This window comes from Prevotella lacticifex (genome assembly GCF_019973375.1).
In the GTDB taxonomy this organism is placed as follows: Bacteria; Bacteroidota; Bacteroidia; order Bacteroidales; family Bacteroidaceae; genus Prevotella; species Prevotella lacticifex.
In genome coordinates this window covers 849,689-862,739 of sequence record NZ_BPTV01000001.1, presented here as the reverse complement: position 1 = coordinate 862,739, position 13,051 = coordinate 849,689, and the positions used below count along the sequence as shown (strand labels likewise).

8 protein-coding genes and 1 tRNA gene are annotated in these 13,051 nt (G+C 51.5%); 1 reads left to right on the top strand and 8 read right to left on the bottom strand.

Translation table 11 applies throughout. The annotated features are described in order from the left end of the window. Positions 1-787 precede the first annotated feature (787 nt). A complete protein-coding gene (locus tag LDN30_RS03105; protein WP_223928709.1) occupies positions 788-2,233 on the top strand; it encodes an MATE family efflux transporter in 1,446 nt (481 codons plus the stop codon). Positions 2,234-2,245: 12 nt separating this feature from the next. On the opposite strand, the gene LDN30_RS03100 is transcribed toward LDN30_RS03105, so the two are convergent. From LDN30_RS03100 to LDN30_RS03070, 8 genes are all read right to left on the bottom strand, one after another. Next, positions 2,246-3,034, bottom strand: coding sequence for a Cof-type HAD-IIB family hydrolase (locus LDN30_RS03100; protein WP_223929424.1), 789 nt, complete (start codon positions 3,032-3,034; stop codon positions 2,246-2,248). Between the two features lie 190 nt (positions 3,035-3,224). Then, positions 3,225-4,616 (bottom strand): asparagine--tRNA ligase, encoded by a 1,392-nt coding sequence (gene asnS / locus LDN30_RS03095; protein ID WP_223928708.1) that lies wholly within the window; start codon positions 4,614-4,616, stop codon positions 3,225-3,227. A 19-nt stretch (positions 4,617-4,635) separates the two neighbouring features. Continuing rightward, complete coding sequence (locus tag LDN30_RS03090; protein WP_223928707.1) at positions 4,636-6,147, bottom strand: pseudouridine synthase; 1,512 nt, start codon at positions 6,145-6,147, stop codon at positions 4,636-4,638. Positions 6,148-6,216: 69 nt separating this feature from the next. Then, positions 6,217-7,563, bottom strand: coding sequence for an adenylosuccinate lyase (gene purB / locus LDN30_RS03085; RefSeq protein ID WP_223925298.1), 1,347 nt, complete (start codon positions 7,561-7,563; stop codon positions 6,217-6,219). A gap of 220 nt (positions 7,564-7,783) precedes the next feature. Next, a tRNA-Val gene (locus LDN30_RS03080) sits at positions 7,784-7,858 on the bottom strand. A 300-nt stretch (positions 7,859-8,158) separates the two neighbouring features. Continuing rightward, positions 8,159-8,281: a hypothetical protein gene (locus tag LDN30_RS16380; RefSeq protein ID WP_262901942.1), complete on the bottom strand. Its 123-nt coding sequence runs from the start codon at positions 8,279-8,281 to the stop codon at positions 8,159-8,161. A 568-nt stretch (positions 8,282-8,849) separates the two neighbouring features. Next, a complete protein-coding gene (locus LDN30_RS03075) occupies positions 8,850-9,530 on the bottom strand; it encodes an FKBP-type peptidyl-prolyl cis-trans isomerase (RefSeq protein ID WP_223925296.1) in 681 nt (226 codons plus the stop codon). Positions 9,531-9,769: 239 nt separating this feature from the next. Beyond that, the gene (locus tag LDN30_RS03070) at positions 9,770-12,805 is read right to left on the bottom strand and encodes a glycoside hydrolase family 2 protein (RefSeq protein ID WP_223928706.1); all 3,036 of its coding nucleotides are present in this window, start codon (positions 12,803-12,805) and stop codon (positions 9,770-9,772) included. Between the last annotated feature and the right edge of the window lie 246 nt (positions 12,806-13,051).

Sequence of the window (13,051 nt, the reverse complement as noted above, 5' to 3'; positions counted from 1 at the left end):
GTCAAAATAATATAAAGATTATCACCTTCAAAGTCTCAAATTAACCCCGTGTGCGCACACAACAACTTGATTTATATCAAATTTACTATACGATAATACAAAAAAGAAGTCAAAACATTTTGCCGTGTGCGCACACAGCAGTACCTTTGCAGTATCAAAAGACAAGAAGAAGTTTGAGAGAACTTAATACGAGGAAGCTTTACAGTGGTAGAACTAATAACTCGAGAATATACTTGAAGATACAAAACAGACACTTATTAGAATAGAAACATAGATTCGAAGTTTTAGTTAGTTAAGTTGTGAAAGGAAGCACTAAGGTATAAACCGAATTAAGGTAACAAGAAGGATTGCAAAGGATGACTCAAGCCGTGAGGTTTCAAGCATTTAGGTTTAAAATAGTATTTAGTTAGTTTGAAGTTTAGTTAGGTTGAGGAAGGCATTCGACTGCGAGTCGGATGCCTTTCTTTTTTATTCCTTTGTCGCCAAAGAGATGAAACTCTTGGAGACGGACTGGCGTCGGATGCCCTTATTTTTTTATTCCTTTAATGCCAAAGAGATGTAGCTTTTGGAAGCGGACTGGCATCGGATACCTTTCTTTTTTATTCCTTTATCGCCAAAGAAATGAAGCCATTGCAAACGAATAAGAGGCGCATGTATCCATTATCTCATTTATCTTTGCCGGCAAAATGCAGCTACAGACGGTGTGCCAAAGTCGGGGGCCGTCTTTTTTTATCCCATCTTCTTCCTCATCCCCACTTTTTTCATTAACTTTGCAGCGATTTTGAAGATGGTATTAAGCAAATCGTCAAGTGATGCGTTACTGAGCAAGATTCGTGATGGGCTTGCAATGACAGGCAGTGAGAAACTCAATCTCATTGTCGCTTTGTCAATGCCGTCTATTTTAGCGCAGATAACATCGGTGCTGATGTTCTATATCGACGCATCGATGGTGGGCTCACTCGGAGCCGAGGCCTCAGCAAGCATAGGCATCGTGGAGCCAGCCACGTGGCTCTTTGGCTCGTTAGTGTCGGCATGTTCCATGGGATTCTATGTTCAGGCTGCCCACTTCATAGGAGCCAAGGACTTTGCTCAGGCACGCCGCGTGATGCAGCACGGCTACATCTTCGGACTTGCCGTGGCCCTTATCCTCATGACCGTCGGTATTGTTATCGCCTCGCCCCTACCCCGTTTGCTCGGTGGCGGTGCCGATATTCAGGGCGACGCCACGACGTATTTCCTTATACTTTCTATGGCGGCACCAATCCATCTAATAGAAAACCTTTCATCGCAGATGCTGAAAGTGTCGGGCGATATGCGCCATCCGAGTGTCATTGCGGTTGCGATGTGCTTTGCTGACGTCTTTTTCAACTTCCTGTTTATATTCCCCACCCGCGAAATAACGCTGTTAGCACTCCACATCAAGGTATTCGGATTCGGACTTGGTGTCGCCGGTGCAGCCATAGGCACGTTGTTGGCATATCTTTTTGCGTGCGTCCCGTTACTCTATTATGCGGTATTCAAGAGCAAGATATTGGCCTGGCGACTGAGCAAAGGACCTTTCCGTTGGAATGCAGAGTATATCACCAGTGCCGTAAAATTAGGTGCACCGATGGCCCTGCAGTATCTTCTGATGAACGGAGCCCAGATAGTCTCAACGATGATTGTGGCTCCTCTCGGCAACTTTGCCATAGCCGCCAACTCCTTCGCCGTGACAGCAGAGAGTCTCTGCTATATGCCCGGATACGGCATTGGCGACGCAGCCACGACACTCGTAGGACAGAGCGTCGGAGCCCGGAGAAAAGATCTCTGCAAGAGTTTTGCCCATATGACCGTGATTCTCGGTATGATTGTCATGGCGTTCATGGGACTTCTGATGTACATTTTCGCCCCGGAGATGATTGGAATACTCAGTCCCGTACCCGAGATTCGCGCCCTCGGCACTCAGGTTCTGCGCATCGAGGCCTTCGCCGAGCCTTTCTTTGCCGCTTCGATAGTAGCCTACAGCGTATGCATAGGAGCCGGCGACACGGCTGTGCCGTCCTTTATAAACCTCGGTTCCATGTGGTTTGTACGCCTCACGCTTGCCGCCGCGCTCGCTCCAGTCTATGGTCTGCCGGGCGTATGGTTTGCCATGGCTACCGAACTCACCGTCCGTGGTATTCTCTTCCTCATCCGATTACTCCGCGGCAAGTGGATGAGAAAGATTGAAGACCCTATAAAAACAACCGAGTAATACTCCTTTTCTTCATTTTATAGCCCCGTAATGCCGCAGGGCATTGGCTATGCCGTTATCGTCGACATGCGTTGTCACGTAGTCGGCAGCAGCCTTCACATCATCAGCAGCGTTACCCATGGCAACACCTATCCCCGCCGCTTTTAGTATTGAGATGTCATTTCCGCCGTCGCCGAAAGCCATACACTCACTGACATCAAGTCCCTCGGCCTCAGCCATCATACGGAGAGCATGTCCCTTGTCAGCCCCACGGACAGTGATATCGGTAAAATTAGGATTCCACCTTGCCGAAACCGAATGCGGCATCTGTCCCATGACTTTCTTCTCCGCACTGATGTTGAAAAAAGGAGTGAGCTGCAATATCGGTTGTCCCTTTAAATCGCTGACGGGCTTCGAAGGGTCTATACAGCTGACTCCAAGACCTTTGACAAAGACATCGTTAAAGACATCATGATAATTATATATGGCGAGATCACGCTTACCGCAGACGAGTACCGTATAATCATTGCGCCGGGCATCGTCAATCATCGCCTTGACATCCTCGTCGGGAATGGCATCACAATTGACTTCCCGCTCTCCGACGAACGAGTAAGCCCCATTGAAGGTGATATAGCCGTCGACGAGATCCTTTATCTGACCAATATTGTTGACTATAGCGATTGGCCTTCCTGTCGAAATATACACCTTACCGCCCCTATTGTGGAACTCCGTCAAGGCATCAACCGTCGACTGTGGAATACGGTGGGTGGTGAAACTGACTAATGTGCCGTCGATATCCAAGAATACTGCGCGAATCATGATTGTCCGAAATGATAACTGTATTAACAAGAAAAATCCGGAAGAACATCCATCTCTTCCCATGTCCCCCACTCAATACGAGAGACACCATATTAGCGAAAGTACTCCCCCGCCATACAATCTGCGGGAGAGTACTTCTTTAATTATATGTCAATGTGGCCTCTTTCAAAGGCACACCTCCACGACGACAGTCTTAGAACTCGGCATTCTTAGGAGTGCGCGGGAACGGAATGACGTCGCGGATATTCTGCATACCGGTCACGAAGAGGATGAGACGCTCAAAACCGAGTCCGAAACCTGCATGCGGACAAGAACCATACTTACGTGTGTCGAGATACCATGAGTAGGTACTTTCCTTCATGTGGCGCTTCTCAATCTCGTCGAGAAGCTTCTCGTAACTCTCCTCACGAACCGATCCGCCGATGATTTCGCCAATGCGCGGGAAGAGCACATCTGTTCCCTGCATCGTCTTTCCGTCGGGATTCTTCTTCATGTAGAAGGCCTTAATCTCACTCGGATAGTCTGTCATGATAACCGGCTTCTTGAAGTGCTGCTCAACGAGATAACGCTCGTGCTCACTGTTGAGGTCCATACCCCAGCCCGTGACAGGATTCTCAAACTTATGTCCGTCCTTTACAGCCTGCTCAAGAATCTTGATTCCCTCGGTGTAAGGCAGTCTGACGAAACTCTCTTTCACCACAGAATGAAGCGTATCGAGGAGCGTCTTGTCAATCATCTTGTTGAGGAACTCAAGATCGTCCATACAGTTGTCGAGAGCCCACTGCACACAGTACTTGATGAAATCCTCCTCGAGGTCCATGAGCTCGTCCTTGTCCATGAACGCAATTTCCGGCTCAATCATCCAGAACTCAGCTAAATGGCGCGGAGTATTGGAGTTTTCGGCGCGGAATGTCGGTCCGAAGGTATAGATAGCTCCAAGCGCCGTAGCACCAAGCTCACCCTCGAGCTGTCCCGAGACGGTCAGATTTGTTTTCTTTCCGAAGAAATCCTTCGAGTAGTCCACCTGTCCTTCCTTTGCCACCCGGTCGAGATCGAGTGTTGTCACCTGGAACATCTCACCGGCACCCTCAGCGTCGCTGGCGGTGATAAGTGGCGTATTGAAGTAGTAGAACCCGTGGTCATGGAAGTACTTGTGGATGGCGATAGCCATATTATGCCGGATGCGGAACACAGCACCGAAAGTATTGGTACGCAGACGCATGTGAGCGAACTGGCGCATATACTCGAAGCTCTGACCCTTCTTCTGCATCGGATAATCGTTAGGGCAGAGACCGTAGATAACAATCTTCTTGGCTTGAACCTCAACGGTCTGACCCTTGCCCTGGCTTTCGACGAGGGTACCCTCCACACCGATACATGCACCGGTGGTGATACTCTTCAGCTCCTCGGCATCTACGGCCGACGGATCGACGACCACCTGCAGATTCTTTATCGTAGAGCCATCGTTGAGGGCGATGAAGTCGACAGCCTTACTGCTGCGGTGCGACCGCGCCCATCCTTTTACTACTATCTCTTTTCCATAGTCGGTACTCTTTAGGGCATCGACGACTTTTGTACGTTTCATTTGTCTGTTTGTGTTTTACTTATTCAAAAGCGCCCATGCGCAGCATCTCCACTTCCTTCTCGGTGAGGAAACGCCAGTCGCCACGGCGGACATTCTTCTTTGTCAGACCGGCGAACTGCACACGGTCGAGTTTAACTACGCGATAGCCGAGGCTCTCGAAGATACGGCGCACGATACGGTTCTTGCCGCTGTGAATCTCGATACCCACCTGCTTCTGGTCCTCAGGATCAGGATAGTCGATGGCATCAGCCTTGATGACACCGTCCTCGAGCTCGATACCGTCCGAAATCTTCTGCAAGTCGTTGGCCGACACCGGCTTATCGAGGAACACATGATACACCTTCTTCTTGAGGAATTTTGGGTGAGTGAGTTTCGAAGCGAGGTCGCCGTCGTTGGTGAGAAGCAGTACGCCGGTAGTATTTCTGTCGAGACGTCCCACAGGATAGATACGTTCCGGACAAGCATCCTTAACGAGGTCCATCACCGTCTTGCGGTTCTGCGGGTCATCACTGGTAGTGACGTAGTCCTTAGGCTTGTTCAGCAGCACGTAGACCTTCTTCTCTATTGTCACCGGCTGGTCGTGGAAGAGCACCTTATCGGAGCGCAGTACCTTTGTTCCGAGTTCTGTAACCACCTCGTCGTTCACCTTCACTGCACCTGCCTGGATGAACTCGTCGGCCTCGCGGCGCGAGCAGACACCGGCGTTGGCGAGGAACTTGTTCAGACGGATTGGCTCGTTCGGGTCGATGTTATCCTCTTTATATTCGATGCGCTTCTTCATCGAATATTTTGCGTTCGGGTCGTAGTCAGCGGTATGACGACGGTAGCCGCCACCCTGACCGTAACCGCCACGGTTGCTCTGATAGCCACCACGGTTGCTCTGGTAGCCTCCGCGACCGCCCTGATAGCCGCCACGGTTCTGGTATCCACGGCTCTGATATGTATTCTGGCGTGGCTGATAGTCGCCACGGCTCTGATAGCCACCCTGACGCGGCTGGTATCCGCCACGGCTCTGATAGCTGTTCTCTGCTGCCTCACCGTTCTCAGGATTGACCTGATTATTATCATAATTACGATGATAGCCACCGCCACGGTTGCTCTGGTAGCCACCACGACCACCCTGATAACCGCCACGGCTCTGGTAGCCGCCACGATTGCTCTGATATCCGCCACGGTTACTTTGGTATCCGCCACGGTTGCTCTGGTAGCCGCCACGGTTGCTCTGGTAGCCGCCACGACTCTGATAGCCGCCACGACTCTGATAGCCACCCTGACGTTCACGGCTGCCCTCGTTGCTGCTCTGCAGTCCGGCACCGAAGCCCTCAGGACGGAATCCGCCCTCAGTCGGCTTGCGTCCTGTGCTCTGATGATCGGAGCTGTAGGCGCGTGGAATGCGGATGCGCTGGCGCTTAGGACGGCCCGCAGGACTGTCTTGATGGAAACTGCTCGATTGTCCGGCTGAATAACCCTCACGGTTAGTGTCTTTCGTTTCTGAAGACAAACCCTCTTTGTTCTCTAAATCTTCTGCCATAATAGTACTTCTTAATTAATACTCCAGCCTCACGGCTGTCAGAATGTTAATAGTTAAAATATAATATTATTAAATACCTGTATAGTTATGCGGTGTGACAGCCATCATCTCGGCCTTTACCTCATCGCTGACATCAAGAGTCTTGATGAAGTCGTGGATAGTCTTCTCGGTAATGGCACTGTTCGTACGTGTCAGTCCCTTCAGCGTCTCATAGGCATGAGGATACTCCTCACGGCGCAGGATGGTCTGCAGAGCCTCAGCGACGACGGCCCATGTGTTGTCGAGGTCCTCGTCGATTTTCTCCTTATTTAATATAAGCTTGCGCAGGCCCTTGAGCGTGCTCTGTATGGCAATGATGCTGTGGCCGAGAGGCACACCGATGTTGCGGAGCACCGTCGAGTCGGTCAGGTCGCGCTGCAGACGGCTCACGGGGAGCTTGGCGGCGAGGAACTGTAGAATGGCGTTGGAGAGTCCGAGGTTACCCTCGCTGTTCTCGTAGTCGATGGGGTTCACCTTGTGGGGCATGGCACTCGACCCTACCTCACCGGCCTTAATCTTCTGCTTGAAGTATTCCATCGAGATATACATCCAAAAATCGCGGTCGAGGTCGATGATGATCGTGTTGATACGGCGGATGGCATCAAATATGCTGCCTAAGTGGTCGTAGTTGCTTATCTGCGTCGTCCACTGCTCGCGCTCCAGCCCTAACTTCTCGCTGACGAACTTGTCGCCGAATTTTCTCCAGTCGTAGTCAGGATATGCCACATGATGGGCGTTGTAGTTGCCCGTAGCACCACCGAACTTAGCAGTGAAGTGGCATGCCTTCAGCGACTTCAGCTGTTCCGTGAGGCGGTAGACGTACACCTCAATCTCCTTGCCCAGACGTGTCGGCGATGCCGGTTGTCCGTGTGTTTTGGCGAGCATGGCCACGTCCTTCCACTCCTCAGCATAGGTCTGCAGCTGTCCGATGAGCTCCTCCACGGCGGGATAATAAACATCGGTAAGCGCGTCCTTAATCATCAGTGGGAAACTGGTGTTATTGATATCCTGCGATGTCAGACCGAAGTGGACGAACTCCTTGTATCGGTCGAGACCGCCAATCTTGTCAAACTCCTCCTTGATGAAGTATTCCACGGCCTTTACGTCGTGGTTGGTGGTTTTCTCGATTTCCTTCACGCGTGCCGCATCCTTTTCGTCAAGGTTGCGGTAGATGTCGCGAAGACGCTCGAAAAGACTATGGTCGAAACCTTTCAGTTGAGGCAACGGCAGTTCGCAGAGCGAGATAAAATACTCTATCTCCACGCGCACGCGATACCTGATAAGTGCATACTCCGAAAAGTAATCGGCCAGTTTCTCTGTTTTTCCTCTGTACCGGCCATCAATAGGCGAGATGGCTGTTAGTGTGTCAAGACTCATGATGCTTTCTCTTGCTAATACGTATTAATATGGTGCAAAATTAATGATTTTCTTTGAAAAGCCAAACGAATTCTTCGTAAAATTCTTACATTAAAATATAATAAGACTAAAAATAAAATATGTTGCGGTAAATGTAATAGTTTGTAAGCTGAATACGACTGTTAAATATAAATATCAAAATTCCCCGCAATCCCGAAGGACCACGGGGAAAACACCCCAGTGGGCGTTGACGGATTCGAACCGCCGACCCTCTGCTTGTAAGGCAGATGCTCTAAACCAACTGAGCTAAACGCCCTGCTTTTCGTAAGCGGTTGCAAAGGTACTAACTTTTTTCTCGGTTTCCAAATATTTTGCCGACTTTTTTCTAAAAAATTTTATTCCACCACGAAATCAACCCACTGCGACGAAGTGGAATCCGGGCGCTACCACGACATGATATTATCTGTTAATCAAGCAGATAGGCGAATTAGAGAACGCACAATCCCTATAAGGGCTACCGTGCAACTAAAAATCGGATTAGCTTTTGGAGGCCCTGCCACAGCAGCCTTCCAGTTCCCATTCCAAAGCAATATTTCCTTGCCCACAATGGTCTGAACTACGCTATGACATCCTCAACACTGGCCGAAAAGAAGTCAGAAAGGCTTATCCCGTTCGTACCAATGACCAACGAACGCTCCGGATGGAAATGCTCCACAAAATTAGGCAGTCCGCTGTTCATACCCCGTTTACCACTTTTAACTTCCAGTGCGGTTATATGCCCGCGGCATTTTCAAACGGAAAAAGGGAAAAGAAAATCATGGTCATGCTTATGCTCCCCAAGGAGCAATGGGTCTAAAGCTAAGGGATAGCCTTGCGAGCAAGCTCGATTGTGCGAAATATCTTGACAGCATTTTAATACATGCCATTTCGGCTTGCGAAACAGACCGTTTCGCAAGATGAAACAGGCCGTTTGAGGCTCTAAAACGGACCGTTTTGCAACGCAAAACGGCCTGTTTCATAAGTCATTGATAATCAAGGCGAAAGAAAGGTGGTACAGAACCACCTTTCGATTGAAATACTTTTACAATATAAAAGCGCTACCAGCAGGTTTCAGCGGGTTCTCTTACACTTGCAATTAACCGCTACTCCGAAGTTGAATCGCTCGTTGGCCAGACTAAGCGATAATGACAGTATAAAGATTTATATTTCCACTCTCTATGATTCCACGGAAAATATCCAGTGCCACCTTAGTGGATTCTTATTGACGTTGTGGCAGAAACCGACTGGTAGCCGATAAAAACAGATGGTCAGCCCTTATTGCAACAGCCACCATCATGACAGCCGCAGCCATCACCGCCATCGTCGCTATGGCAGTCACCATGACAACCGCAGCCATCACCGCCATCGCCACCATGGCAGTCGCCATGACAGCCGCAGCCATCACCGTCATCACCGCTATGGCAGCCGCCACCACCGCAGTGGCCGCAGTGGTGGGCTTGCTGCTGATCGAGGAACTGCTGGATTTCGTCGTCTGTAGCGTCGCGGTCGGTCTCCACCGTGCCCTTGAAACTAACGGTGAAACCAGCCAACGGATGATTGAGGTCAACCACCACGTCAGTATCAGTAATCCTGGTCACACGACCAAAAATCATCTTACCATCGGCGTCATTCAACGGAATATAGGCGTCGACATGTATTAAAGTGGAATCGAGAACGCCATCGCGCAAGAACTGTTGCTTATCGAGGGCCATCACACCCTCCGCGTCATACTCGCCATAAGCCTCCGAAGGACTGAGCGTGAAGTCGAACGAACCGTCATCGGCATGCTTCAAGATGCCATTCTCGAAGCCCTCAAGCACCATGCCGATACCGCTATAGAATGTCAGCGGTTTGAAACCGTCAGTCTTTTCAACCAATTTTGTAACTCCGTCTTTCGTTGTATACATCTTATAGTTCACCCGCAGGAACCTGTGATTTTTCTTGTCCATAAATACCTATCGTTGTTTATATTTGCGTGCAAAGTTAGGAAAAATCTGCCAATAAGTCCTCGTTTTCCACCACAAAAAGGGCAGAAGATAGCGAACTACCAGCCCCGACGGGGCTTTGCATTGACAGAAGAAAATGTACAACATGGCAGCAAGATGGGGATACCCCATGGCAGCCGAATGCGCCAACATATTAATTGTCAAAGTGTTGCAGAGTGCTATCCCATGCTGAGGACCGCGGGTTATTTTCTGTTTACCAGGAAGTCGGCCTCGACGATGCGTAGCGTTACCTTCCCGTTAGCTGCGGCCAGCCGGTCGAGTTCGCCAGCCTTACCGCCCGCAAGCTCGGCAGTGTCGCCGAGTTCTGTCTTGTCGGTGGTAGGGCCGAGCATCCGGATTCTTATCTTGTTGGAATTCAGAGGCTTACCGATTTTTATGTGCACATAGCCGAGCGAGGGCTCCGTGACACCCTCCCATACCTTCTGTCCACCTTCGTAGACAGCGAGGGGATAACGCTTTGAGCGCCAGCCGGTGAGTTTCAGCGTAATCTCGTCGACAGGAGCCTTCTCGGCGAGGGTATATTCTATCCATGCGTTCTCACGAGTGCCGTCGCTCTGCCACTCCGTCAATTCATTGTCGTCAAACGACTTAGCGGCATCACTGCTGTTCGATCCTGCCACGACGGCTACAGCGGCAATCTCCGTCTTGACATCCTCGTAGGACGGTCCAGCAGGTGTCTCACCACGTACGAGACTGACGGGCAGAAGCATATCGGCAGCATAACGGGGTACGTCGACGGCCTCGGTAGTGAGGGTGACGGCAGACGACGGCAGACTATCGGCGCGGGCGGCGAGCGTCATCGCCCCGGCGGTGGTGGTACTCCTGACGAGCACACGGTTGACACCGCACTCCACGGGCAGCGACGTGGCACGGATGTAGTTGTCGGACGGGTTCTCGCTGTCGCCGGCATCGAGGAGTCCATTGGCCTTGCGGGCGGCACGGTCGGCGGCGGAAGGCGCGGAGGCAGCATGGGACTGTGACGGTCGGACGGCAATACCGCCCAACCACTCGCCGTTGCCGTCAAGACTGAAGTGTATCATCCTGTTGTCGAGCGGACAGCGACGGCCGGCTTTGTCGACGACCTCAACCTGAACGAGAGCCATATCGGCACCATCGGCCTTGAAGCCGAGCGGATTCTGAATGGTCGTAAGTCGCAGATGGTCAGGGGCTCCGGCCGTTTCGATAGCGTAGCGGCTAACCTCCCTGCCGTTATGATAGCTCACGGCCTCGATGGTTCCGGGCTCATATCTAATGCTGTCGAAGGTGAACAGGAAGGTGTCGGAGCGCCGGGGGCGTCCCTGATCCTTGCCATTGACGGTGAGGCTGACGCTGTCGGCCGTCGAAACGACATATACGGGTTTGACCGTTCCTGCGGGATAGTTCCAGTGACCTATTATATATGTGTGGCTCTTTTCGGGGTTCACCCATCCGTCCCACATCACCTGATGGGCGAAAAAACCGTCCTTTGGTATGCGCATCGCGTCGACAACACCACTGGTGCGGTAGTTCAACTCGCCACGGTGGTGCGTGTTGGTGTCGGAGAAGACTATTTTCACACCTCCGGAGCTCACCCGCGATCCCGTTCCGGGCCGTTCCTGCCAGTATTCGTTCCACCGGCGTACGAGCTCGCAGGCCATAGCGTCACGGTTATGGTTATATTCCAGGGCCGGCTTGCCACGGTAGAGGGGGCCGTCGCCTTCCTTATGATAGGGATAACTATATGAGTCCCAGTACTTTCGGAGTCCCTCGTCGCGACAGTATTCCATCGACCACATGGGGCGTTTACGGCTTTTGTTGATATACAACATCTCGCCACCATATTCAGCCTCGTCGACATCAAGCATCTCACGACTGCCGATGGCGCGTCCGCCGTAGGGGTCGTACTCGTCGCGGACAGCCTTCAATTCTATCATGTGCTGACGCGAGATGGCTTTGTTGCCACCCTCGTAGAAGAGTATGCTGGGGTTGTTGCGGTTGTAGATGATGGCATCACGCATGAGCATCACGCGCTGCTCCCACCGCCGTCCGTCGACATCCTTCTCGGCATCACCGGCGGGCATAGCCTCGGGCAGTCCCATGCGGTCACAGCTCTCGATGTCCTGTTTCGACGGTGTGACGTGCATCCATCGCACCATATTACCTCCCGAAGCCACCTGGAGGCCGTTGCTGTAGTCGGAGAGCCACGCCGGCACGTCGATACCTACGCCTGGCCACTCGTTGGAGGAGCGCTGAGCATAGCCGTGGACCATCATCACACGGTCGTTGAGCCATATCTTTCCGTCGCCGAAACGGGTCTTGCGGAAGCCTGTACGGACGGAATTAGCATCGACAGTGGTGCCGTCGTCAGCCTGAAGGAGGGTCTTCACGGTGTAGAGATAGCCATAGCCCCACGACCAGAAGTGGACTCCGGCGAGGCGGCCGCTGACCTTCACGGTGCGTGTCTGACCGGGCTGAAGAGTGCAGCGATCACCAGTGAAAGAGCCTATCTGACGGCCATCGGCATCCATAACCTTACAGACGAAGGTGAAGGAGCGCGGCCGTCGGTCGTCGTTGCGCACCTGCGACTCTGCATTAACGGTGACGGCCCGACCGGCAATATCGTAGTCGGTGCCATAGATATAGGTTCCGGTGGTCTGGAGCGACGAATAGAGGGGTAGGGTCTGATAGAGAAGGCCGGTGACGTGCAGCCACACGTTCTTGGGTATTCCACCATAGTTGGCGTTGAAATTCTTGTCGTTCCACTGGTAGCGCTGTCCGGTGGCACGCTCGCGGTAGTCCCAGCTGTTGTCGGTGCGGACGGCTATGACGTTAGAGCCTTTACGGATATATGGCGTGAGGTCGAAACCACTGGCCATAACGCCATTCTCGGAGATGCCCAGCTTATGGCCGTTGAGCCAGAAGTCGGCTCCGAAACGGACGCCCTCAAACTCGATGAAGAATTTTCGTCGCTTTATATCGCTGACGGTGAAGTGCTTACGGTACCAGACGACGGTGTCGGTGAGGTTCTCGATGCTCACGCGGAAAGCCTCATCTTCGTTGAAAGCGCGTGGCAGGGTCACTGGTTTCCAGCTTGCGTCGTTGTAGGCCGCACCTTCGCCATCGGTCACATCACCGACGTGCATGAGCCACCCGCCATTGAAGTTCAGCCGCTCGCGGTCGGCCGAAAACGCTAAAAGTGGGATGAAAGCCAGAAGCGTTAGTAGATAAAATTTCCTCATAATTTGATTTGTTTTGAAGTGTCAGACGTTTTGAAAGTCTGTGATTCGTTTTAGGATTAGTCTGAATTGATTCTTCAGATTACGTTGCAAAAATACAAAAAGAGTGCCAAAAATACAAATAAATCCCCACCCTATTACACAAAATGTTTTATGTATGAAAAAAGAGGACAAGAACAAGAGGTTTGTGATAAAACGAGCACGCTGGCAACACATTGATAATTAATGCGTTGCACACATCCACCAGTA